At 72.6% G+C, this 22,806-nt stretch carries 24 protein-coding genes and 1 riboswitch; of the genes, 15 read left to right on the plus strand and 9 right to left on the minus strand.

Translation table 11 applies throughout. From position 1 onward, the window contains the following. Positions 1-174 precede the first annotated feature (174 nt). From HS99_RS17630 to HS99_RS17655, 6 genes are all read left to right on the plus strand, one after another. Entirely contained in the window at positions 175-2,016 is a 1,842-nt protein-coding gene (locus HS99_RS17630) for a phosphatidylglycerol lysyltransferase domain-containing protein (RefSeq protein WP_078657066.1), read from the plus strand. Between the two features lie 68 nt (positions 2,017-2,084). After that, the gene (gene folP, locus HS99_RS17635) at positions 2,085-2,957 is read left to right on the plus strand and encodes a dihydropteroate synthase (protein WP_030288945.1); all 873 of its coding nucleotides are present in this window, start codon (positions 2,085-2,087) and stop codon (positions 2,955-2,957) included. A 10-nt stretch (positions 2,958-2,967) separates the two neighbouring features. Beyond that, a complete protein-coding gene (locus HS99_RS17640) occupies positions 2,968-3,465 on the plus strand; it encodes a nuclear transport factor 2 family protein (protein ID WP_223886001.1) in 498 nt (165 codons plus the stop codon). Between the two features lie 248 nt (positions 3,466-3,713). Beyond that, positions 3,714-4,073, plus strand: a complete 360-nt coding sequence (folB, locus tag HS99_RS17645; RefSeq protein ID WP_030288941.1) for a dihydroneopterin aldolase — start codon at positions 3,714-3,716, stop codon at positions 4,071-4,073. Between the two features lie 43 nt (positions 4,074-4,116). Beyond that, positions 4,117-4,716 (plus strand): 2-amino-4-hydroxy-6-hydroxymethyldihydropteridine diphosphokinase, encoded by a 600-nt coding sequence (gene folK / locus HS99_RS17650; protein ID WP_030555374.1) that lies wholly within the window; start codon positions 4,117-4,119, stop codon positions 4,714-4,716. A 185-nt stretch (positions 4,717-4,901) separates the two neighbouring features. Further along, complete coding sequence (locus HS99_RS17655) at positions 4,902-5,390, plus strand: DUF3180 domain-containing protein (protein ID WP_030555373.1); 489 nt, start codon at positions 4,902-4,904, stop codon at positions 5,388-5,390. Positions 5,391-5,689: 299 nt separating this feature from the next. On the opposite strand, the gene HS99_RS17660 is transcribed toward HS99_RS17655, so the two are convergent. Beyond that, complete coding sequence (locus tag HS99_RS17660) at positions 5,690-6,199, minus strand: hypothetical protein (RefSeq protein ID WP_141763745.1); 510 nt, start codon at positions 6,197-6,199, stop codon at positions 5,690-5,692. A gap of 372 nt (positions 6,200-6,571) precedes the next feature. Here HS99_RS17660 and HS99_RS17665 point away from each other — a divergent pair, with 372 nt between their 5' ends. Continuing rightward, positions 6,572-6,829: a hypothetical protein gene (locus tag HS99_RS17665; RefSeq protein ID WP_141763746.1), complete on the plus strand. Its 258-nt coding sequence runs from the start codon at positions 6,572-6,574 to the stop codon at positions 6,827-6,829. Positions 6,830-6,918: 89 nt separating this feature from the next. Here the strand turns inward: HS99_RS17665 and HS99_RS17670 are convergent, their stop codons facing one another. Beyond that, positions 6,919-7,494, minus strand: a complete 576-nt coding sequence (locus HS99_RS17670) for a TerD family protein (protein ID WP_030555372.1) — start codon at positions 7,492-7,494, stop codon at positions 6,919-6,921. Positions 7,495-7,640: 146 nt separating this feature from the next. Continuing rightward, a complete protein-coding gene (locus tag HS99_RS17675; protein ID WP_370863268.1) occupies positions 7,641-8,138 on the minus strand; it encodes a hypothetical protein in 498 nt (165 codons plus the stop codon). Positions 8,139-8,240: 102 nt separating this feature from the next. Here HS99_RS17675 and arfB point away from each other — a divergent pair, with 102 nt between their 5' ends. Beyond that, on the plus strand, positions 8,241-8,672 hold the full coding sequence (gene arfB / locus HS99_RS17680; protein WP_030291192.1) for an alternative ribosome rescue aminoacyl-tRNA hydrolase ArfB: 432 nt from the start codon (positions 8,241-8,243) through the stop codon (positions 8,670-8,672). A gap of 38 nt (positions 8,673-8,710) precedes the next feature. On the opposite strand, the gene HS99_RS17685 is transcribed toward arfB, so the two are convergent. Further along, positions 8,711-9,238 carry a flavin reductase family protein gene (locus HS99_RS17685; RefSeq protein WP_223886000.1) on the minus strand — a complete coding sequence of 176 codons (528 nt, stop codon included), beginning with the start codon at positions 9,236-9,238 and terminating at the stop codon, positions 8,711-8,713. A 367-nt stretch (positions 9,239-9,605) separates the two neighbouring features. On the opposite strand from HS99_RS17685, the gene HS99_RS17690 reads away from it, so the two are divergent. Together HS99_RS17690 and HS99_RS17695 are read left to right on the plus strand one after the other, a co-directional pair. Then, positions 9,606-11,393 (plus strand): GGDEF domain-containing protein, encoded by a 1,788-nt coding sequence (locus HS99_RS17690; protein WP_030291194.1) that lies wholly within the window; start codon positions 9,606-9,608, stop codon positions 11,391-11,393. A 189-nt stretch (positions 11,394-11,582) separates the two neighbouring features. Then, positions 11,583-12,575 (plus strand): hypothetical protein, encoded by a 993-nt coding sequence (locus HS99_RS17695; RefSeq protein ID WP_141763747.1) that lies wholly within the window; start codon positions 11,583-11,585, stop codon positions 12,573-12,575. Between the two features lie 83 nt (positions 12,576-12,658). Here the strand turns inward: HS99_RS17695 and nagA are convergent, their stop codons facing one another. Together nagA and HS99_RS17705 are read right to left on the minus strand one after the other, a co-directional pair. After that, positions 12,659-13,843, minus strand: coding sequence for an N-acetylglucosamine-6-phosphate deacetylase (gene nagA, locus HS99_RS17700; RefSeq protein ID WP_050366637.1), 1,185 nt, complete (start codon positions 13,841-13,843; stop codon positions 12,659-12,661). Then, positions 13,840-14,787 (minus strand): ROK family protein, encoded by a 948-nt coding sequence (locus HS99_RS17705; RefSeq protein WP_030291196.1) that lies wholly within the window; start codon positions 14,785-14,787, stop codon positions 13,840-13,842. The genes nagA and HS99_RS17705 overlap by 4 nt, the downstream gene beginning before the upstream one ends. Positions 14,788-15,118: 331 nt before the next feature. Between HS99_RS17705 and HS99_RS17710 the strand changes: the two genes are divergently transcribed. After that, positions 15,119-16,372 carry an extracellular solute-binding protein gene (locus HS99_RS17710; protein ID WP_232543140.1) on the plus strand — a complete coding sequence of 418 codons (1,254 nt, stop codon included), beginning with the start codon at positions 15,119-15,121 and terminating at the stop codon, positions 16,370-16,372. A 19-nt stretch (positions 16,373-16,391) separates the two neighbouring features. Here the strand turns inward: HS99_RS17710 and HS99_RS17715 are convergent, their stop codons facing one another. Then, positions 16,392-16,736 (minus strand): cupin domain-containing protein, encoded by a 345-nt coding sequence (locus HS99_RS17715; protein WP_030555366.1) that lies wholly within the window; start codon positions 16,734-16,736, stop codon positions 16,392-16,394. A gap of 111 nt (positions 16,737-16,847) precedes the next feature. Between HS99_RS17715 and HS99_RS17720 the strand changes: the two genes are divergently transcribed. Then, positions 16,848-17,075 carry a DUF3263 domain-containing protein gene (locus HS99_RS17720; RefSeq protein WP_030291202.1) on the plus strand — a complete coding sequence of 76 codons (228 nt, stop codon included), beginning with the start codon at positions 16,848-16,850 and terminating at the stop codon, positions 17,073-17,075. Positions 17,076-17,184: 109 nt separating this feature from the next. Next, positions 17,185-18,024, plus strand: a complete 840-nt coding sequence (gene otsB, locus HS99_RS17725) for a trehalose-phosphatase (RefSeq protein ID WP_030597698.1) — start codon at positions 17,185-17,187, stop codon at positions 18,022-18,024. On the opposite strand, the gene HS99_RS17730 is transcribed toward otsB, so the two are convergent. Further along, positions 18,011-19,477 (minus strand): alpha,alpha-trehalose-phosphate synthase (UDP-forming), encoded by a 1,467-nt coding sequence (locus HS99_RS17730; RefSeq protein WP_030289661.1) that lies wholly within the window; start codon positions 19,475-19,477, stop codon positions 18,011-18,013. The genes otsB and HS99_RS17730 overlap by 14 nt on opposite strands. 47 nt (positions 19,478-19,524) lie before the next feature. Further along, a complete protein-coding gene (locus HS99_RS17735) occupies positions 19,525-20,553 on the minus strand; it encodes a glucosyl-3-phosphoglycerate synthase (protein WP_030289662.1) in 1,029 nt (342 codons plus the stop codon). A 143-nt stretch (positions 20,554-20,696) separates the two neighbouring features. Continuing rightward, a riboswitch (SAM riboswitch) is annotated at positions 20,697-20,832 on the plus strand. A 16-nt stretch (positions 20,833-20,848) separates the two neighbouring features. On the opposite strand from HS99_RS17735, the gene thrC reads away from it, so the two are divergent. Both thrC and HS99_RS17745 read left to right on the plus strand, forming a co-directional pair. Further along, positions 20,849-22,171 carry a threonine synthase gene (gene thrC, locus HS99_RS17740; protein WP_030552601.1) on the plus strand — a complete coding sequence of 441 codons (1,323 nt, stop codon included), beginning with the start codon at positions 20,849-20,851 and terminating at the stop codon, positions 22,169-22,171. Between the two features lie 26 nt (positions 22,172-22,197). Then, positions 22,198-22,476, plus strand: a complete 279-nt coding sequence (locus tag HS99_RS17745) for a MoaD/ThiS family protein (protein ID WP_030289664.1) — start codon at positions 22,198-22,200, stop codon at positions 22,474-22,476. Positions 22,477-22,806: the final 330 nt, after the last annotated feature.

Genomic DNA, 22,806 nt, shown 5'->3' on the forward strand with positions numbered 1-22,806 from the left:
CTCACGGCTCCCACCCCCGGCTCAACCCGCAGCGCGCCCACGGCCCCGGATTACCGTCCTTTTCCGGGTCCTTGGTATGCGCATTGCCTGATGAAGGAATAGGCATGAAGGTCCATCACACGTGCTCCCCCGGAGTGAACGGACACCGCACCGCAGCCTCTACGCTGAGCTTCCATGAGCGTTCCCGTGTCCGTTGAGCCGAGCCCCGAGCAGCCGCCGCGCCGTCGGCGCGGCCTGCAGACGCTGCGCAACCAGGCGGCCGCCGTCCCGAGGGCCTGGCTCCCCGGCGCGGTCGGCTACGCCTGTCTGCTGATCGGACTGGTGGACATCGCGAGCGCGGTGTTCCCCAAGCTCCGGCACACCAAGATGCACACCTTCGCCGGGCAGCTGCCCGGCGGCACCACCAGCCTGGCCGCGGTCGGCACGCTGATGGTCGGCATCCTGCTGGTGCCGCTGGCGCACGCGCTGCGCCGGCGCAAGCGGCGGGCCTGGCGGGCGGTCTGCGTGCTGCTGCCGGTCAGCGCCGCGCTGCACCTCGTGCGCTGGCACCAGATCGGCCCGACGGTCGTCTCGCTGCTGGTCCTCGGCGTGATGCTGGTGCACCAGCGCGAGTTCTACGCCAAGGCCGATCCGCGCACCCGCTGGGGCGCGGTGGTCAACCTGGTCGTCATGGGCACCCTCAGCGTGCTCCTCGGCCTGCTGATCGTGAGCACCCGCACCCGGTACGAGGTCGGACACCCGGCCCTGCTGGAGCGGCTGCAGCACGTCGGGTACGGACTGTTCGGCTTCGAGGGGCCCGTCCGCTACAGCAACGAGCGGATGTCCGACCTGGTCGCCTACCTGCTCGGCGGCCTCGGCCTGCTGACCGCCTTCACCACCGCCTACCTCGCGCTGCGCCCGGGCAAGCCCAAGCCGGAGCTCACCGCCGAGGACGAGGAGAAGGTCCGCGAGCTGCTCAAGCGCCACGGCGAGCGCGACTCGCTCGGCTACTTCGCGCTGCGCCGCGACAAGAGCGTGCTGTTCTCGCCCACCGGCAAGGCCGCGATCTCCTACCGGGTGGTCTCCGGCGTGATGCTCGCCTCCGGCGACCCGGTCGGCGACGTCGAGGCCTGGCCCGGCGCGATCAAGGTGTTCATGGCCGAGGCCCGCGAGCACGCCTGGGTGCCCGCCGTGATGGGCTGCAGTGAGGTCGGCGGCGAGGTCTGGACCCGTGAGGCGGGCCTGGACGCGCTGGAGCTGGGCGACGAGGCGATCGTCGACACCGGCACCTTCTCGCTCTCCGGCCGGGCCATGCGCAACGTCCGCCAGATGGTCAAGCGGATCGAGCGCAACGGCTACTCCTGCAAGGTGCGCCGGGTCTCCGAGCTCAGCGTCGAGGAGAAGCTCCGGATCGCCGACGCCGCCGCCCGCTGGCGCGGCACCGACACCGAGCGCGGCTTCTCGATGGCCCTGGGCCGCTTCGGCGACCCGCTGGACGACGACTGCGTGGTGGTCACCGCCCACAAGGACCCGGAGGAGGGCGAGAGCGGGGACGACCTGAAGGCCGTGCTGCACTTCGTGCCCTGGGGGCCGGACGGCATCTCGCTGGAGCTGATGCGCCGCGACCGCGCCGCCGACCCGGGCCTGAACGAGCTGCTGATCGTCGCCGCGCTGCAGGAGGTGGGCGCCATGGGCATCCGCCGGGTGTCGCTCAACTTCGCGATGTTCCGCTCGGCGCTGGCCCGCGGCGAGCGGATCGGCGCCGGCCCGGTGCTGCGCGCCTGGCGCGGACTGCTGGTGTTCCTGTCGCGCTGGTTCCAGATCGAGTCGCTGTACAAGTTCAACGCCAAGTTCCAGCCGGAGTGGGAGCCGCGCTTCCTGGTCTTCCCGAGCACCCGGGACCTGCCCCGGATCGGCTTCGCCGCGATGCAGGCGGAGGCCTTCATCACCCTCGGCATGCCGCGCTTCGGCCGCAAGCGCCAGCGCGAGGGGCTGATGCCCGTCCCGTCGACCCGCGAGGTCGGCGAGGCCGCCTGAGGCACCTCGACACCGTCCGGGGCCCCCGCCGAGAATCCTCGGCGGGGGCGCCGTTCGATAATGGGCACATGAGCGATTCGCCGTCCTTCGATCCGCCGGCCGGACTGCCGCGGCTCGACCGCTGCGCCGTGATGGGCGTGGTCAACGTCACGCCCGACTCCTTCTCGGACGGCGGGCTGTGGTTCGACCCCGCCAAGGCGATCGCCCACGGGCTGGCCCTGCGGGCGCGCGGCGCGGACCTGGTGGACGTCGGCGGCGAGTCCACCCGGCCCGGGACCCAGCGGGTGCCCGAGGAGGAGGAGCTGCGCCGGGTGCTGCCGGTGGTCCGCGAGCTGGCCGCCGCCGGGGTGGTGGTGTCCGTCGACACCATGCGGGCCTCGGTCGCCGAGCGGGCCGTCGAGGCCGGCGCCGCGATCGTCAACGACGTCTCCGGCGGCCTCGCCGACCCGGCGATGGCCCGGGTGGTCGCCGAGACCGGTGCGCCGTTCGTGGTCATGCACTGGCGCGGGCAGTCCGCCGACATGGACAGGCTGGCCGTCTACCAGGACGTCGTACGGGACGTGGTCGCCGAGCTGACCGGGCGGATGGAGGCGCTGCTCGCCGCCGGGGTCAAGGAGGACCAGCTGGTCCTCGACCCGGGGCTCGGCTTCGCCAAGACCGCCGAGCACAACTGGGCGCTGCTCGGCCGGCTGGACGCGCTCACCGCGCTCGGCCGTCCCGTCCTCGTCGCGGCTTCGCGCAAGCGGTTCCTGGGTACGCTGCTCGCCGACCCGGAAACCGGGGAACTGCGCCCGGCCCGCCGGCGGGACGACGCGACCGCCGCGGTCTCGGTGCTCTCGGCCCAGGCCGGAGCCTGGGCGGTACGGGTGCACGACGTGTCCGGTACGGCGGACGCCGTCCGAGTGGTCGCGGCCTGGCAGCGCGCGGCGCGGCTGGGATGAGGGAGGGTCTGTGACGGGTGACGGCAGGTTGAGCGGCGGGACGGCCGGAAGGGCCCGGGAGGCGGACCTGGAGGCGGTGCTCGCGGCGAACCGGGCGTTCTACGAAGCGCTGGAGCGGGGGGACGTCGAGGCCGTCGAGGAGGCCTGGCTGGGGCCCGACCACGCCGACGACAAGGGCGGCGTGGTCTGTGTGCACCCCGGCTGGCCGGTGCTGCGCGGGCGGGCACAGGTGACCCGCTCGTACATGCTGATCATGATGAACACGGAGTACATCCAGTTCTTCCTGACCGATGTCGAGGCCGAGGTCCACGGCGATGTGGCCCTTGTCACGTGCACCGAGAACATCCTCTCCGGCGGAGAGGCGGAGGAGGAGGGGGAACTCGGACCGCTGGTCGGCGGAAAGGTCGTGTCGAGCAATCTGTTCCGTCGTACCCCGGCCGGGTGGAAGCTCTGGTCGCACCACGGTTCACCTGTTCTGACCAGCGGCGACGAGGACGACGAGGACTGATTCCGGGGGCTGCGGGAAATGTCTGCCGGAGGGTCGCCGGGGAATTTCCGAGTGGTCACCGAACGTTCACGTCAATCGCCATTCCGGCGCGCGTGGCGACGGTTCGTGCCGGGTAGGACGGTCAGGCGTTGTCCGCGCTCACAGGTAGATTCGAAACGGAGTGGCGGGCGTGCTGCCCGCCTTCGCCCTGTCCGTCCGTGTTCTTCCTCCGGGCGGGGCCCGTCCGACTGGGAGCAGTGATTCGTTTGCTGGACCGCGTCACCCTGCGGGGGCTGCGAGCCCGGGGTCACCACGGCGTCTTCGAGCGCGAGCGCGTCGAGGGCCAGACCTTCGTGGTCGATCTCGTGCTGTACCTGGACACCCGCCCCGCCGCGTCCGGAGACGACCTCACCCGCACGGCGCACTACGGCATCGTGGCCGAGGAGGTCACCGCGATCATCGCCGGGGAACCGGTCGACCTGATCGAGACCCTGGCGCAGCGGATCGCCGACCAGTGCCTCAAGCACGACGCGGTCGAGGAGGTCGAGGTCACCGTGCACAAGCCGGACGCCCCGATCACCGTGCCGTTCGATGACGTGACCGTGACCATCCACCGGGGCCGCGCATGACCCCCACCGCGCGCCTGGTTTCCGATGCAGAGGGACTTCTTCGATGAACAGCAGTGACCCGATCGCCGAGCCGAACGCGTTCGACCTGGAGAGCCGGGTGGATTCCGCCGACACCACGCTGCACAGCCAGCGGTGTGCGGTGATCGCGCTCGGGAGCAACCTGGGCAACCGGCTGGACACCCTGCAGGGTGCCGTCGACGCGCTCGCCGACACCCCCGGGCTGAAGATCAAGGCCGTCTCGGCGGTCTACGAGACCGAGGCCGTCGGCGGCCCGGAGGAACAGCCCAACTACTACAACGCGGTCGTGGTGCTGCGCACCTCGCTGCCCCCGCGGGACCTGCTGGAGCGCGGCAACGCGATCGAGGACGCCTTCGGGCGGGTCCGGGAGGTCCGCTGGGGTGCGCGCACCCTGGACGTCGACATCCTGACCTACGAGGGCGTGCTCAGCGAGGACCCGCAGCTGCTGCTGCCGCACCCGCGTTCGCACGAGCGGGCCTTCGTGCTGGCCCCGTGGCTGGACGCCCAGCCCGAGGCCGAGGTGCCCGGGCACGGGCAGGTCGCCGCGCTGCTGGCGGCGCTCGGTGGCCCGGACGCGCAGGGCGTGAAGCGGCGCGACGACATCCGGCTGACGCTGCCGGAGTAGCGCCGGAGCGGCGCCGGAAGGTCGGCGCGCGGCCGGGCCGGCCGACCGGTCGGGGAACTCGGCCGGGGGCCCCGGCCGTACGAGTAGATGTCCGCCCGTCCGGTCCCGGTACGGTGGCCTGACGCCGCCGTTCCGGGCCACCGGGCGGGCGGTCGGCTCTGGACCTCGGGAAGGACCCCCTCCGCGTGAAGCTGCTTCGCCTCCGCCTGCTGATCGGCCTCACCGCCGCGACGACGGCGCTGTCCTGGGCCGGCTCCAAGCTCTGGGCCTCCCTGGACACGCTGCCGGCCGTGCCCGCCGCGGCGCCGGTGGTGCTGGCGGCGGTGGCGGTGATCCTGCTGGCGACCGCGATCTCGCTGCGGTCCCGGCTGAAGGCGGTGCGCGAGCGGCAGCCCGGCGCGAAGCGGGTCGACCCGCTGCTGGCGGCCCGGGCGGTGGTGCTCGGACAGGCCAGCGCGCTGGTCTCCTCGGTGGTCACCGGCATCTACGCCGGGGCCGGGATCTACCTGCTCGGCGAGCTGGACGTGCCGGCCCGCAAGGACCAGGCGGTCACCGCGGGGCTCTCGGTGCTGGCGGGGGCGGCGGTGATCGCGGCGGCGCTCTGGGTGCAGCACGTGTGCAAGCTGCCGGAGAACCACGACGACCCGAGCGGCCCGGCCGCCTCGCACCACTGACGGACCGGCTCGACCACCCCGGATCACCTCCGATCGCGTCGGGATCGCGCCGGATCGCGTCGTACGTCGCTGAGCAGGGCTTTTTTCGTGATCTTGAGTGAAAAGCCGGGCACATGCGGTAAAAACTGCGCCCTGTCAAGGGCGGAAGGAGACCCTGGGCTGACACGCCCCCAATTCGCACGCTAGTTTCTTGGCATGTCTCGCGGACGCCACCGTCATTCCTCCGTCCTGGGCCGGGTCTTTCCCCCCACCGCCGCCGGCGTACTGCTGGTCGCCGCACTGGCCGCTCTGCTTTTCAGTCAGGACACCATCCTGGTGCGCTCGGTGGGCATCGCCGCGCTGATCGCCACCCTCGGCTTCGCGGTGCTGCTGCGCCAGCGCGACAAGGCGGCCCGGGCGGCCGCCGAGGTGTCCGCCGCACAGCGGATGCGGGCCGAGGAGCGGTTTGAGGAGCAGCTCGCCGAGGCCGAGTACGCGGCCGAGGTCGCCGAGGAGCGGGCGACCCGGTTCGGGCGGCGGCTGACGGCGGAGAAGTCGCGGCTGGCCAAGGCCGAGACCGAGATCGCCCGGCTACTGCGGGAGCGGGCCGTCGCCGTCGCCGAGCAGGCGCTCAAGGAGGCCGAGGCGGCCCAGCGGGCGCTCGCCGCGAGCCGCCCCAAGTACCCGGCCAGCCCGGCCGCGTTCGTCCGCGCCGCGTCCGTGCTGCGGCTGCTGGAGCGGCGGGCCGCCGAGCAGGAGGCGCTGCGGGAGCGTACGGCTGGTGCGGAGGTCGCGCTGCGGGCGCCCGCGGGGGAGTCGCGGATCGTCACAGCCGCTCCGGCTGCGACTGCCGTGCCCGTTCCGTCGGTGGTGCCGGCGCCCAAGTCGGTCGCCGTGCCGGCTCCGGTGGCGCCCTCGGTACCCACCCCGGCGCAGGCGCCGACCGCTGAGGTCTCCCCGGCCGGGGCCGCCGGTGCCCCGGCGCGCCGGACGCCGGTGCAGCCCACGCCGCTGCGCCCGGCGCTGACCGCGACGGTCGGCCAGCTCGGCGGGCGCCGGTCGCTCCGGCCGCCGTGCCGGCTCCTCCGGTGGAGCGGCAGCGGCCGCGTCCGGCGCAGTCCGGGCAGGTCCGCGGTCCGGGCTTCAGCTTCTTCGGTCGTGGCACGGGTTCGGCGGTCCGGGCGGCCGCTCCGGCGCCGGCGGTGGGCAGCATCGCCGAGCTGGGGGAGCGCGCGGACCTGGCGGACGTGGTGGGCGACGAGGCGCTCGCCGCCAAGGCGAAGGCCGAGGCCCAGGAGGCCCGGGAGGATCTGGACGTTCGGGAGAGCACGTCGGACGTGCGGCCCGCGCAGCCGGTCGGCTCCGGGGACGCGGAGCAGGACGGGCCGACGGTGGTGGACCTGACGCCCGAGGACGAGACCGAGCTGATCGAGCTGCCGGAGCTGCGCGCCTCGCGCTGAGCACCGTTGAGCACCGCAGCGGAACGCCGCGGCGCGGGAAGTCGGACGGATCGACTTCCCGCGCCGCGGCGTTTCCCGGCCGTGCCGCGTCAGATCTGCACGCCGAAGTCCTGGGCGATGCCGGCCAGGCCGGAGGCGTAGCCCTGGCCGACGGCGCGGAACTTCCACTCGCCGTTGTTGCGGTAGAGCTCGCCGAAGATCATCGCCGTCTCGGTGGCGGCGTCCTCGGAGAGGTCGTAGCGGGCGATCTCGGCGCCGCCGGCCGCGTTCACCACGCGGATGTAGGCGTTGCGGACCTGGCCGAAGTTCTGGCTGCGGGCGACGCCGTCGTAGATGGTGACCGGGAAGCTGATCTTGGCGGCCTCGGCGGGCAGGCCGGCCAGGTTGACGTTGATCGACTCGTCGTCGCCCGCGCCTTCGCCGGTGCGGTTGTCACCGGTGTGCACGACGGTGTTGTCCGGGGTGCTGGTGTTGTTGAAGAACACGAAGTGCGCGTTGGACAGCACCTTGCCGTCCGCGTTCAGGACGATCGCGCTGGCGTCGAGGTCGAATTCGGCGCCGGTCGTGGTGCGGACGTCCCAGCCCAGACCGATGCTCACCGCGGACAGGCCGGGGGCCTCCTTGGTCAGCGAGACGTTGCCACCCTTGGAGAGGCTCACTGGCATGGCGATTGCAGTCCCTTCGTTCGCTTTTTCCGGGACAACGCGATACTCCGGCAGCTTGGTTCCGTGGATCCCGTGAATTCTTCGTGAGGTGTCAAACCCGGGCAAAGGGCGGGCAAAGTGGGGGTCGGGGCGCTCGTTTCCGGATGTCAGACCCGGGGGAAGCGGCCCTGCAGCGTCCAGATGTTCGGGTTGTCCGCCAGGTCGGGGTGCATGTCGAACAGGTCGGCGAGGGTGTCCTGGAGGAAGTCCCGGGCCTCGCGCCGCAGCTCGCTGTGCCGGACCACGGCGGGCGGCTCGTCCCGCAGCCAGGTCGCGGTGATCTCGACCCAATTGAAGCGGCGGGCGAAGCGCAGCAGCTCGGTGTTCTGGGTGAAGTCGAGGTCGGCGGTCTGCACCCGGGCGGCCCGGGAGCCGTCCGGGTCGCGGTCGAGCTGCTCGACGATGTCGCACAGCGCCCAGGCGAAGTCCAGCACGGGCACCCAGCCCCAGCGGGTGGAGAGCTCGGCGCCCTCGGCGTCCAGGTAGACGTCGCCGCAGAACAGGTCGTACCGCAGCGCGCGCACGGGGGCGGTGCGGTAGTCGGTCTGCGGGGGGTCGGGGAAGCGGTTGGAGAGGGAGTAGCCGAGCTCGATCACGTAGGCCATTGTCGGGGCTCGGGGCGGGGGCGGGTAACCGGGGCCGGGGGCGGGCGGGCGGAGCGGCGATAACCGGGTGACCGGGCGGGGGCCGCGCGGGATGATGGGCCCATGTCCGAGCCCATCCGCGTACGGGGGTCGGTGGTCGTCCCCGACGCCGAGCTCGTCTGGCGCTTCTCGCGTTCCTCCGGCCCCGGCGGCCAGCACGTCAACACCTCCGACTCCAAGGTCGAGCTGCGTTACGACGTGGCCGCCTCGAAGGCGCTGCCCGAGGTGTGGCGCACGCGTGCCCTGGAGCGGCTGGCGAACCGGCTGGTGGACGGCCGGGTGCTGGTGGTCCAGGCGTCGGAGTTCCGCTCGCAGTGGCGCAACCGGGAGGCGGCCGCGGCCCGGCTGGCGGCGGTGCTGAGCGAGGCGTGCGCGCCGCCGCCGAAGGCCCGCCGGGCGACCAGGCCGAGTCGGGGGACGGTCGAGCGGCGGCTGAACAACAAGCGGCACCGCTCCGAGTTGAAGCAGGGGCGGCGGTCGCCGCGCGGCGAGTAGCCGAAGGCCCGCGACCGGGCCCGGCACCCCGGTCCGGTTCAGCCCAGGGTGCGGTAGCCGCCGCGGAAGTAGAGCAGCGGGCGGCCGCCGGGGGCGGGGACGGTGGCCTCCAGGACGCGGCCGACCAGCAGGAGGTGGTCGCCCGCGGGTATCCGCTGTTCGGTGCGGCACTCGACGGTGGCCAGCGCGCCCTCGACCAGCGGGGCCCCGGTGTGGGCGCCGCGGCGGTGCGGGGTCTCCGCGAACAGCAGCCGGTCGCTGAGCCGCCCCTTCATGGCGAAGCGCGAGCCGAGCGTTTTCTGCCCCTCGGCGAGCACCGAGACCGCCCAGGTGTCGTTGCGGGAGAGCACCTCGTCCATCCGGGAGTCCTCGCGGACCGAGATCAGCACCAGTGGCGGGTCCAGCGACACCGAGAGGAAGGACGTGGCGGTCATGCCGACGTCCTCGCCGTCCTCCTCGTCGTGGACGGTCACCAGGCTCACACCGGCGGCGAGCTGGGAGAGTGCTGCCCGGAACTCGTCGGGCGTGGCGCGGGGGGCAGCTTCGGGCTGCGGGGACGGGTACACGTACCGCACGGTAGTCGTCGCTCGCCGGAAACGGCATCGGGCCGTGGTCGTAGGACCACCGGGGTGGTCCCTTTCCGGTCGTGCTGCGCTCACCCCCAGGAGTGAAGCGGAGGGACCGGCGGGTGCAGTGGGCTTCAGCGCGCGGCCCATGCGGTCGAGCACGAGAAATGTCCCGAGTCGCGCTTTATGTCCTGCTATGGGACGGATGAACTGATTAAGGGTGCATTAGTGTCGTGTGATTTAAGTCACAAGTGGCGCCCTATTGCTGACCGAGCGTGCCGAACGCTGTGCTCCCTGTGATTCAGTTCTTCTGGCAATCGGACGATAACCAATCAAGAACTATCCGAAGCAGCCGGGGAGCCCCCGCATGGAAGCCGAGTCGGAGCCGTACGTCCGTCTCGCGACCCTCCGCACCTTGCACCGGGTCGTGGCGGACCTCAACGCTGCCCGCAGCCTGGCGGGCACGCTGCAGGCCGTCGTCGAGGGCGCGGTGCACGGACTCGGCTTCGACGCCGCCGCGGTCAGCCTGGTGCGGCCGGACGGCGACCTCGTGGTGGCGGCCGTCTGGGAGCTGGAGGAGAGCCCGATGGGCGGGCCCTCGGTGCTCCTCGGCCAGGTCGGCTCGCGGGAGTCCTGGGACCGGCTGCTCGGCGTCAGCGACCACTGGGGCACCCTGCGCTTCCTGCCGTACGACCGCGGCTGGGCCGTCGCCAGCGACATCCCGCGCTGGATCGGGGACGGCCCGCTGCCCGTCTACGCCAACGACTGGCACCCCGCCGACGGGCTGCTCGCCCCGATGTACAGCGCAGGCGGCGACCTGCTCGGCGTCCTCTCGGTGGACCGCCCGCGCAGCGGCAAACGGCCCGGGGCGTGGACCCGCGAGGCACTGGAGATGTTCTCGCTGCAAGCCTCCATCGCGATCGGCAACGCCCGGCTGCGGGCCGAGATGCAGCGCGCGCTGGCCCGGCTGGAGAAGGAGCAGCAGGCGCTGCGCGCCAGCGAGGAGAGCTTCCGGCAGGCCTTCGAGTACGCCCCCAGCGGGATGGCCATCACCGAACTGCACGGCGCCGGGCGCGGCCAGCTGACCAGGGTCAACGACGCGCTGTGTCGACTGCTCGGCCGCCCCCGCGCGGTGCTGCGCCAGCAGAGCTTCGCCGACCTGGTCCACCCCGAGGACCGCGCCCTGTTGGAACGCACCAGCGCCGAGAGCGGCCGGGCCGAACTGCGGCTGTCCCGGCGGGACGGCGGCTACCAGTGGGTCTGCCTGCGCAACTCCATCGTGGCGGACGCGGCCGAGGGCCCCAGCTTCCTGCTCACCCACGTCGAGGACATCGAGGACCGCAAGCGCCACGAACTCCAGCTCGCCCACCGGGCCAGCCACGACGCGCTCACCGGCCTGCCCAACGGCGCCGAGCTCAAGGCCCGGCTGGCCCGCCGGCTCTGCGCCGAGCCCCAGCCGGTCGGCGCCGCCGCCAAGTCCGGCGAGGCCTACCCGCAGGCGTACGGCTACCCGGCCGACTCGTACAGCGCGCACACCGCGTACGAGGGGCTGGAGGGCCTGGACCCGTACGCCGGGCAGGTGCACGGGTACGGGCCGGTCGAGGGCGGCCCGCTGCCCGGGCTCGGCGCCGGCTACGGGGAGCACGTGCACGCCGTGGTCCCGGCCGAGTACGGGCAGGGCGGCGAGGCCTGGTCCGGGCCGTTCCGCTCCGGCCCGGCGGCGCCCGCGGAGAAGGGCCTCGCGGTGCTCTTCTGCGACCTGGACGGCTTCAAGTCGATCAACGACCGGTTCGGGCACAACGCGGGCGACTCGGTGCTGGTCGAGGTCGCCCGGCGGCTGAGCGGGGCGGTCCGGGACGGCGACACGGTGGCCCGGCTGGGCGGCGACGAGTTCGTGGTGCTGGCCGACGGGATCGGCCGCGAGGAGGCCAAGGACCTTGCCCACCGGCTGCGCAACGCGATCATCCCGCCGATGCGGATCGACGGCCGGGCGATGCGGGTCGGGGTGAGCCTCGGCATCGGCTGGGCAGGCTGCGGGATGAGCATCGAGGAGGTGCTGAACACCGCGGACGAGCGGATGTACGACGAGAAGCGGGCCCGGGGCGGCGCGGTGCGGGGCGCGCGGGGCGAGCGCTCGCACCGGCGCGCGGGCTGACGGCGGCCGCCGGGCACAGGCCGGTCGGTCGGGTGCCGACCACACCGGGGACGCGCAGGTTACCCACGGGTTGTCAAGGGTTCTTTTCCCGCTGTCACGTACGGCAGGTAGGGTGCGCGGTACGACAGCGTCCATGATCTGCGCCGCCCGCAGCGCGGCGGCGCGCACCGGATGGGGGAACAGACCACCGTGACGACCGCCGGCGACAACGGAGTGCCCGAGGGCCAGGGGGGCGGTGCCCCACAGGACGACGACCCGTTCGGCTACCTCTACCGCCCGGCCGACGGCTCCACCGGACAGCCGGCCGAGCCGCAGCAGGGAGTTCCCCGGACGCCGTACAGCCGGCCGATGGAGGTCGGCCGGGCGCAGTACGGTCCGCCGCGCGCCCAGCAGCCGTACGGCCAGCCCGGTCCGGTGCAGCCGCCGTACGGCCAGCAGGGAATCCCGCCGCAGGGCCCGTACGGCCAGCCGGGCGTTCCGCCGCAGCACGGCGAGTACGGCGCGCCCACCCAGCAGTCCCGCTACGCCGAGCACTCCCGGCCGCAGCCGGGGGACGAGCGGCCGAGCAGCGGCCGGAGCAAGGGCGCGGTGATCGGCGCGGTCGCCGTGGTCGCGGCGATAGCGATCGGTGCCGGGATCGCGCTCTCCACCGGGGACCCGGACGGCGGCGACAAGAGCGCCAAGGGCGGCACCACGACCGCCGCCCCGCCGTCCCCCACCGCCACCGCGGCGAGCAGCACCGCCGGCGGGACGCCCTCCCCTTCGGCGAGTGCCACCGCCACCGACGGGCCGTCGACCGTGGACGCCGGCCAGTTGCAGGGCCAGAACGCGCCGTCGGGCAACAGCGTCAAGGGCGCCAAGTCCGCCGACGGGAGCTACCTGACGCTCCAGCAGGGCGGCTCGGTGACCTGGAACGGCCAGATCGCCACGGCAGGGACGTACAAACTCACCGTGCACTACAACAACGCCGGGGCGGACGTGAAGGGCGCGGCCTCGGTCAACGGCAAGGACTGGCCGAGCGGGCTGTCGTTCAGGAACTACGTCCCCGGCAAGGACCCGGCGTCGTCCTGGTACACCACCTGGATACTCCCGCAGTTCCAGGCCGGGGCGAACTCGGTCACCTTCACGGTGCCGTCCGGCCCGGTCCTGATCGACCAGGTCACGGTCGAGCCGAGCAGCTGACGATCCGTCCCGCGGACGCGAACGGCCGCCCGCCCCTTCGGGGGAGGGCGGCCGTTGCCTTTCGTTCGGTCGGTCCCCGCGGCTCAGGCGGACTTGACGATGGGGAACCTGTCGCCGCCGAGGACCCAGCGGCCCCGGTGCATGACGGCGACCAGGTCGTAACTCGTGGAGTCGACCACGACCAGGTCGGCGAGCTTGCCGGTCTCCAGGGAGCCGACCGAGTCGGTGAGGCCGAGCAGCCGGGCCGGGGTGGTGCAGAGCGACTCGACGGTCTGGTCGAGGGTCAGGCCGTTGACGGTGACCGAGCGCTTGAAGGCCACGTCCAGGGTGAGGGTGGAGCCGGCGATCGCGCCGCCCTCGACCAGCCGGGCCACGCCGCTCTCGACCCGGACCTGGAGGGGGCCGAGGGGGTAGAGGCCGTCGCCCATGCCGGCGGCGCCCATGGCGTCGGTGATCAGGGCGACGCGGCCGGGGCCGGCGGTGCCGTAGGCGAGGTCGAGGACGGAGGGGTGGAGGTGGACGCCGTCGTTGATGAGTTCGACGGTGACGCGCTCGTCCTCGAGCAGGGCGACGATGGGGCCGGGGGCGCGGTGGGCGATGCCGGGCATGGCGTTGAAGAGGTGGGTGGCGACGGTGGCGCCGGCGTCGATGGCTTCGAGGGTGGTGGGGTAGTCGGAGTCGGTGTGGCCGACGGCGGCGATGACGCCGAGGTCGGCGAGCATGCGTACGGAGTCGAGGCCGCCGGGGAGTTCGGGGGCGAGGGTGACCATCCTGGCGTGGCCGCGGGCGGCGTCGACGAGCTTGCGGACGAGGGCGGGATCGGGGTCGCGCAGCAGGTCGGGGCGGTGGGCGCCGCAGCGGTTGTGGGAGATGAAGGGGCCCTCGAAGTGGACGCCGGCGAGGATGCCGTCCTCGACGAGTTCGGAGAGTACGGCGGCCTGGCGGGCGACGTCGTCGATCTCGCCGGTGACGGTGGAGGCCATCGTGGTGGTGGTGCCGTGTTCGAGGTGGGTGCGGGCGGCGAGGAGGGCCTCCTCGGCGATGCCGGAGGCGTAGGAGGCGCCGCCGCCGCCGTGGACGTGCAGGTCGACGAAGCCGGGTACGACGGTGTGGCCGGTCAGGTCGAGGTCGCCCGGCTCGGTCCCACCGCTCGTGATGGCTGCGATGCGGGATCCCTCGACGGCGAGGCGGTCCCCCTCGACGACGCCGCCGGGCAGGACCAGTCGGGCGCCGGCCAGGGCAGTACGGTCACGGTCCGCGGTGGTCACGCGGTCACCTCCATCGAGAGCAGGTCCCAGGCGAGCAGACCCGCTCCCAGGGACGCGGCGGTGTCTTTGAGCATGGCGGGTACGACCTTCGGGGGCATCTGGAAGGTCAGGCGCTCGGTGACCGCCGTGCGCAGCGGGGTGAAGAGCGTGTCGCCGGCCTCGGCCAGCCCGCCGCCGACGATCACCGTGGACGGGTCGAGCAGGCTCTGGGCGAGCACGATGCCGTCCGCCAGGGCGTCGACCGCCTCCTGCCAGACCGTCCGGGCGCGGTCGTCCCCGGCGTCCACGGCGGCGGCGCAGGATGCCGCGTCGGCGTCGGGATCGCCGCTGGCCACGGCCCAGGCGCGGGAGACCGCGGAGGCCGAGGCGAGCGTCTCCAGGCAGCCGCGGGCGCCGCAGCCGCACCGCGGGCCGCCCGGGCGGACCACGACGTGGCCGATCTCGCCGCCGTAGCCGTGCGCGCCGGCCTCGATCCGGCCGTCGATGCCGATGGCGCCGGCGATGCCGGTGCCCAGGGCGATGAACAGGAAGCGGCCGACGCCCCGGCCGGCTCCGAGCCGGCCCTCGGCCAGGCCGCCGGAACGCACGTCGTGGCCGAGGGCCACCGGCATCGCGGGACCGCCGGGGGTGGCCAGTCGCTCGCCGAGCAGCTTGCGCATCGGGAGGTCGCGCCAGCCGAGGTTGGCGGAGAAGACCGCGATCCCGTTCTTCTCGTCGATCGTGCCGGGCACGGCCACGCCGGCCGCCGCCGGGGCGACGCCGAAGCGGGCGCGGCCCTCGTCGGCCAGGTCGGCGGCGAAGTCGAGGATGGCGGCGACGACGGCGTCGGGGCCGTGCTCCCGCCCGGTCGGTCGGCGTGCTTCGAACAGCACGGAGCCGTCCTGGGCGAGCAGCGCGGCCTTCATGCCGGTGCCGCCTACATCGAGTGCGATGACGTGCTTCACGGAGGACAGTTTCCCTTGGTCCGGGCGAAGAGGTCTAGTCCAGTGGTCGGATTGGTCTGGTCCATGTTGGGTGAGCTTTGTCTCGGCTGCGGGGGTGTGCGGGGCTTTGTGTCGAGGGGGCGGGCAGGGGCTTCCGTTCACCCTGTGTTGCGCATCGTGCAACGAAACGGGGCACTTCGGTAACTACTCGGCGGGTGGGTCCGATTGGTGTGGACCAGTGGACGAACGGTTTGGCAGTCTTGCGCTCCCCCCTGCCGGATTCCCTCATCCGGCCGTATTTCCCCCGAAGGCGGTACCCGCGTTGGACAGGCGCGCCCACGTTTCCATCCGTGTGCTCGGAACGGCACTGGCCGGAGCACTGGTGCTCACCACGGTCAGCGCGTGCGGCGGGCAGAGCGGCGGGCCGGTCACGCTCAAACTGGTCGCCGCGGACTACGGGGAGAACGCCGAGACCAGCTCCAAGCACTACTGGGACGAGGTCTCCAAGGCCTTCGAAGCGGCCAACCCCGGCATCAAGGTCCAGGTCGAGGTGGACAGCTGGACCGACATCGGCAAGAAGGTCGACGACATGATCGCGGCCGGGAAGACGCCGGACCTGCTGCAGACCGGCGGGTTCGCGGACCAGGTCGCCGCAGACCGGCTGTACCCGGCCGCCGACGTGCTCTCCATGGACACCCAGGCCAAGTTCATGGACAACTTCTCGCACGCCGGGCAGGTGTTGGGCACCCAGTACGGGATCCCGTTCGTGTCGTCCTCGCGGGTCCTCTTCTACAACAAGGCGATCTTCCGGCAGGCGGGGATCACCCAGCCGCCGACCACCTGGAACGAGCTGCGCGCGACGGCCGAGAAGATCAAGGCCAAGGTGCCGGGAGTGACCCCGTACGGGCTGCCGCTGGGGCCCGAGGAGGCGCCGGCCGAGTCGATGCTGTGGACGCTGAGCGGCGGCGGGAGCCTCTCCGACGACGTCGGCAACTACACCATCGACAGCGACCAGAACCAGGCGACGTTCAGCTGGCTGAAGAACAACCTGGTGAGCACCGGGCTGACCTACCCGGACCCCGGCAAGATGAACCGCACGCCGGCGTTCCAGGACTTCACGGCCGGGAAGGTCGCGATGCTCAACGGGCACCCGACGCTGCTGCGGATGGCGTCCGCCGCGAACATCGAGTTCGGGACGGCGGCGATCCCGAAGAAGGACGGCGTCGGGCGGACCGGGAGCCTCGGGGTCGCCGACTGGATGATGGCGTTCAAGGCCAACGGGCACAAGAACGAGATCAAGAAGTTCCTGTCCTTCGTCTACACCAAGGACTACCAGCTGAAGTTCGACGAGCAGTACAACCTGCTGCCGGTCACCCAGGACGCCTTCAACCAGATGTCCTCGGACCCCAAGCACGCGGACCTCAAGCAGTTCGCGGTCGGGCTGACCAACGCGAGCTTCTACCCGTTCGGGGATCCCGTCTGGGGCGAGGTCAGCAACCGGATCAAGGCGGGGATCGGGCAGGCGGTGACCGGGGACCCGAAGCAGGTGCTCGGGGGGCTGCAGGACGCGGCGATGAAGGAAGCGGCCCGGGTCCGGAAGCAGTAGGGACCCGGACCGGCCTCGGTCAGGGGAGGGTGATCGCGTAGGCCTTGCGGAGGGTCTCGTGGACCGTCCAGGTGGTGCGGTCGCCCTCGCGCAGCACGGCGCAGTCGCCGGGGCCGACGATCAGGGTCGGGCCGCCTTCGATCTCGATGGTGGCCCGGCCGCTCAGCACCACGAACATCTCGTCGGCCTCCACGTCGGTGACCACGCCCGGGGTGATCTGCCAGATGCCGCGCAGCTGGCGGCCGTCCGAAGACTCGGTGAGGACCTTCCCGGTGACCTCGGGGGTGCCGGAGACGATCTGTGACGGGTCGAGGGGCTCGGGGGTGAGGTCGGCGGTGGGGATGTGGGTGGTGAAGCTCGTCATGGGGCCGACCGTAGTGCGGCGGGGGCGGGTGTGCGGGGCGCAGGGTGTGTCGGGGTTCGGCGGGAGAATGACACTCCGTAGGTCCGTGGGGGATGCGCGGAGGTGTTTTCGGTGGGCGAGCTGAGTGAGCGGGACCGGGCGGTGCTGGCGCTGGAGGGGCGGCAGTGGCGGACGGCGGGGGCCAAGGAGCGGGCGATCCGGGAGGAGTTGGGGCTCTCCTCCACTCGGTACTACCAGGTGCTGAACGGGTTGTTGGACCGGGAGGAGGCTTTGGCTTTTGCCCCGGTGCTGGTGAACCGGTTGAGGCGGGTTCGGGAGGGGCGGCGGGCGGCTCGTTGACGGGGGTCTGGGTCGTTGTCCGGGGGGTGGGGGTCGGGCGGGGGTGCGTCCTGAGCGAAGGGCTGCCGTCCACGTGGGAGTGCCGGGGGATGGGGGTAAGGGGGTGGGTATGGATTTTGAGGAGATGTACGTGCCGGCCACTGCTGCCGGGCGGGATGGGTTGAGGGCGATTCTGGCGGGGCCGGGGGAGGCGGTGGTCGCGCTCGACTTCGATGGGACGTTGGCGCCGATCGTGGCGGACCCGGGGGCGGCGCGGGCGCATCCGGGAGTGGTGGGGGTGTTGCGGGGACTGGCCTCGGTGGTGGGGGCCGTGGTGGTGGTGACGGGGCGGCCGGCGGGGGTGGCGGCGGAGTTCGGGGGGTTCGAGGGGGTCCCGGGGCTGGTGGTGCTGGGGCACTACGGGGCCGAGCGGTGGGAGGGGGGTGTGGTGACGGCGCCGGAGGTGCATCCGGGGGTGGCGGGGGTGCGGGTGGCGTTGCCGGAGGTGTTGGAGCGGGTGGGGGCGCCCGAGGGGACGTGGGTGGAGGACAAGGGGCGCTCGGTGGCGGTGCACACCCGGCGGACGGAGGCGCCGGAGGAGGCGTTGGAGCTGTTGCGGGCGCCGGTGGAGGAACTGGCCGCCGAGTACGGGTTGGTGGTGGAGCCCGGGCGGCTGGTGCTGGAGCTGCGGCCGCCGGGGGTGGACAAGGGGGCGGCGCTGACCGGGTTCCTGCGGGAGCGTGGGGCGCGGTCGGTGCTGTACGCGGGGGACGACCTGGGGGACGTGGCGGCCTTCGCCGCGGTGGAGAAGCTGCGCGGGCAGGGGCTGGCCGGGCTGCTGGTGTGTGCCGGGGCGGTGGGGGACGCGCCGGTGCGCGAGCTGGCCGACCGGGCGGATCTGGTGGTCGGCGGGCCCGAGGGTGTGGTGGAGCTGTTGGGCGCCCTGGGGGAGGCGGTCAGAGGGCGTTGAGCTGGTCGAGGAACCACTGCTGCGGGGGGAGCGCGGTGGCCGCGGCGGCGAGGCGCTTGGTGCGGTCGGCGCGTTCCTCCGGGCTCATGGCGAGGCCGGTGTGCAGGGCTTCGGCGGTGGCGATGACGTCGTAGGGGTTGACGGTGAGGGCGTCGTCCCCCAGTTCGGCGTGGGCGCCGGCCTCGCGGGAGAGGACGAGGGCGCAGCCGTGGTCGGAGACCACGGGGACCTCCTTGGCGACCAGGTTCATGCCGTCCCGGATCGGGTTGACGAGTGCCACGTCGGCCATGCGGTAGGCGGCCAGGGAGCGTGGGAAGTCGTCGTTGACGTGCAGGATCAGGGGTTGCCAGGTGGCGGTGGCGAACTCGGCGTTGATCTCCTCGGCCAGGCGTCGGACCGCGGCGGTGTAGTCGCGGTACTCGGCGAGGTCGGTGCGGGAGGGGTAGGCGAAGGCGATGTGCACCACCCGGTCGTGCCACTCGGGGCGGGTGCGGAGCAGGTGCCGGTAGGCCTGGAGGCCGCGGACGATGTTCTTGCTCAACTCGGTGCGGTCGACCCGGACGACGGTGCGGCGGTCGCCGACGGCGGTGCGGAGGGCGGCGAGGCGTTCGTCGACGTCGGGGCGGTGGGCGCGTTCGCGGAGGAAGTCGGCGTCGGCGCCGAGGGCGTGGACGCCCAGGCGGGTGGTGCGGCCGTCGTGGGTGACGGTGAGCTGCTCGTGGTCGACGGCCGCGCCGAGGAGGTCCTCGCAGCAGGCGGCGAAGGCGCGGGCCCAGCGTTCGGTGAGGAAGCCGGCCCGGTCGGCGCCGAGGATGCCGGTGAGCACGGCGCGGGCGACGTCGTCGGGGAGCAGCCGGTAGTACTCGGGCGGGGCCCACGGGGTGTGGGAGAAGTGGCCGATCCGCAGGTCGGGGCGGGCCTCGCGGAGCAGGGCCGGGACGAGGGAGAGGTGGTAGTCCTGGACCAGGACCGCGGCGTTCGGGGCGGCTTCGGCGGCGAGGGCGTCCGCGAAGGCGCCGTTGTACGCCTGGTAGGCGGCCCATTCGGTGCGGAAGTCGCCGTCGAAGGACGGCGAGGTGGGGGTCGCGTAGAGCAGGTGGTGGACGAACCACAGGGTGGAGTTGGCGACCCCGTTGTAGGCGTGGGCGAAGGTCTGCGGGTCGATGTCCAGCATCCGTACGGCCTGGCCGCCGACCTCGTGCCCGGCGAGGTCGAGGCGGCCGTCGGGGGCTTCTCTCGCGGCTCGGCGGTCGGCGTCGCCGAGGGCGGCGCAGACCCAGACGGCGTGGGGGTCGTCGATCGCGGAGAGGCCGGAGACCAGGCCTCCGCCGCCTCGGCGAAGGGTCAGCGTGCCGTCGTCGGCGGTGCTGAACGACACCGGTCCCCGGTTGGAGGCCACCAGGACGGGGGCGGTGCCGGTGGCACTCGAACGTTCGGTCGTGAGATCGCCCATGGTTGGGATGTTGCCTCGGGTTCGGGGTGGCAAACCCCGTGGGCCCCTCAGTGTCGGGCGGCGTATTCGGGGACGGTGTGCATCGGGGGGCGCTCCAGGGCCGTCACCGGGTGGGTGTGGGCGGTGAAGGAGCGGGTCTCCGGGTCGCGGGTGAACTGGGTGAGGTGGGGGTGGACCAGGTCGGCGGAGGCCTTGAGGCGGTGGGTGCGGTCGAGGCGTTCCAGGGCGGTGCGGTAGATGGTGGCGGCCATCCGGCCGAGGGCCTGGCCGTCCTGGTGGCGATGGTGGCGGACGCCGACGTCGACCTGGGCGAGGGCGTCCAGTCCGGCCAGTTCCAGTGCGTCGACCAGGAGGCCGAGTTCGACGCCGTAGCCGGTGGGGAAGGGCAGTCGTTCGAGCAGTGAGCGGCGGGCCGCGTACTCGCCGCCGAGTGGCTGGACGAAACCGGCGAGTTCCGGCCAGTGGAGGTTGAGCAGCGGGCGCGCGACGAGTTCGGTGACCCGGCCGCCGCCGGTGGGGACGATCGCGGCGGATTCCCCCGTGGCGGAGCCGATCGTCGTCACTTCCAGGGGGCGGTCGTACATGGCCTTGACCAGCTGGAGCTCCTCGTCGGTCAGCAGCGGGCCGATGATGCCGGTCACGAAGGCCGGGTCGAACTCGCGCAGGTCGGCGTCGACGAAGCAGACGATGTCGCCGTGGGTGACCAGCAGGGAGCGCCAGAGCACCTCGCCCTTGCCGGGGACGGCGGGCAGCCGGGGGAGGATCGCGTCGCGGTGCTCCACCCGGGCGCCGGCGGCGGCGGCGACGGCGGCGGTGTCGTCGGTGGAGCCGGAGTCGACCACGACGAGTTCGTCGACGAGGGGGATCCGCTCGATCAACTCGCGGCGGACGGTGCGGACGATGTCGCCGACGGTGGCCTCCTCGTCGAGCGCGGGGAGGACGACGCTGATGGTGCGGCCGGTGCGCCGTTTGGCCTCCAGCAGGGTGTGCACCGGCCGGTCGGCCGCGCTCCACGAACGGCGGCGGAGCCAGGACGCCGCCTGCGGGAGGAGTGCGGGGGTCGGTTCGGCGGGCACGGTGACTCTCCTCGGCGGGCTGGGTGGAACGGGCCATCTCGCTTGGCGGACGGACCCTTTCGGGACGGACGCCTTCGGATACAGTCTTCGTACAGCGGTTGGACCTTTGCACGCCGGGGTCGCCGCTGAACCACAACTTCACATGCTCATCCAGAGGGACTGAGGGAACGGCCCGTTGACGTCCCGGCAACCTTCTCGCCCGGCTGTCGTCGACAGGCCCCGGCGGGACAGGTGCCAATTCCGGCCCGTGGCGCGACCGCGCCACGGGGAAGATGAGGAGAGAGGCCTCGCCATCATGGCTATCACTGTGTCGACTGCTTCTGGCGCCGCACCCTCCGCCGGCCTTCGGCCGGGGGGACTCCCGCCCGTCGACCTCGGCCCCGCCGCCGCGCTGTCCTGTCGGGAGTGCGGCACCCGCTTCCCGCTCGGCCCCAGCTTCGCCTGCCTGGAGTGCTTCGGGCCGCTGGAGATCGCGTACGAGTTCGGCAGCGAGGGCGCCGAGGAGCTGCGCAAGCGGATCGAGTCCGGCCCCGCGTCCATCTGGCGCTACGCGCCGCTGCTGCCGGTGCCGGCCGACGTGGCTTCGAAGCCCAACCTGAACCCCGGCTGGACCCCGCTGGTGAAGGCGGACAACCTGGGCCGGGAGCTGGGGTTCACCGCGCAGCTGCACGTGAAGGACGACTCCGGCAACCCGACCCACTCGTTCAAGGACCGGGTGGTGGCCTGTGCGATCGAGGCGGCCCGGGCGTTCGGCTACACCACGCTGTCCTGCTCCTCGACCGGCAACCTGGCCGGTGCGGTGGGTGCGGCGGCGGCCCGGGCCGGGTTCCGTTCGTGCGTCTTCATCCCGCACGACCTGGAGCAGGGCAAGGTCGTGATGGCCGGGGTGTACGGCGGCGAGCTGGTGGGCATCGAAGGCAACTACGACGACGTGAACCGGTTCTGCTCGGAGCTGATCGGGGACCCGGCCGGCGAGGGCTGGGGCTTCGTCAACGTCAACCTGCGGCCGTACTACGGCGAGGGTTCCAAGACGCTGGCGTACGAGATCTGCGAGCAGCTGGGCTGGCGGCTGCCGGAGCAGATCGTCATCCCGATCGCCTCGGGCTCGCAGCTGACGAAGATCGACAAGGGGCTGCGGGAGCTGATCGAGCTGGGTCTGGTGGAGGACCGGCCGTACCGGATCTTCGGCGCTCAGGCGGAGGGCTGCTCGCCGGTGTCGGCCGCGTTCAAGGCCGGCCGGGACGTGATCAGGCCGGTGAAGCCGGACACCATCGCCAAGTCCCTGGCGATCGGCAACCCGGCGGACGGCCCGTACGTGCTGGACATCGCCCGCCGGACGGGCGGCGCGGTCGAAGACGTGACGGACGCGGAGGTCGTGGCGGCGATCCGGCTGCTGGCCCGGACCGAGGGCATCTTCGCCGAGACCGCGGGCGGGGTGACCGTCGGCGTGCTGAAGAAGCTGGTCGAGACCGGTCAGCTGGACCCGGCCAAGGAGACCGTCGCGATCAACACCGGCGACGGCCTGAAGACGCTGGACGCCGTCTCCGAGGCCGGGATGACCACCGTCATCCGCCCGACGCTGGACTCCTTCCGCGCCGCCGGCCTCGCGTCCGCCTGAACCGCCCCACCCCCGCTAGGAGAGCCATGAGCGCCAACGTCCGCATCCCCACCATCCTGCGCACCTACACCGGGGGCGCCGCCGAGGTGCCCGCCGGGGGCGCCACCCTGGCCGAGGTCATCGCCGACCTGGAGAAGAACCACGCGGGCATCTCCGCCCGCATCCTGGACGACACCGGCAAGCTGCGCCGCTTCGTGAACGTGTACGTGAACGACGACGACGTGCGGTTCGCCGACGGTCTGGCGACCGAGATCAAGGACGGCGCGAGCGTCTCGATCATTCCGGCGGTGGCCGGCGGCTGCTGAGCCGCTCGCACCGCCTCCGGGCCCGCTGCGCGGCCGCCCGCGCGTACGGAATTCCACTCTCCGTGCGCGCGGGCGGCCGCTTGCATTTCGGCGGGAATATTCCGGGTCGAGTCGGAGTAGAGTGTGGCTCGGCTGGGAACAGGGTGCGTCCTCCCGCCGTGGGGCGCTTCGCCCGAGGGTGTCCGTGGAGTGGGACCGGCCCGGGAAACATGTCAGGCAGATGTCAGAATTCCTGCAGGCATTTGAGTAATTCGTCCGCTATGTCCGGCGCGGAATGCCGAGTTCCTCCCGATTTGTTCGGTGTTGTCTCTTGACGGGCTGCGGAATTCC

It is taken from the genome of Kitasatospora aureofaciens (genome assembly GCF_001188955.3).
Lineage (GTDB): Bacteria > Actinomycetota > Actinomycetes > Streptomycetales > Streptomycetaceae > Kitasatospora > Kitasatospora aureofaciens.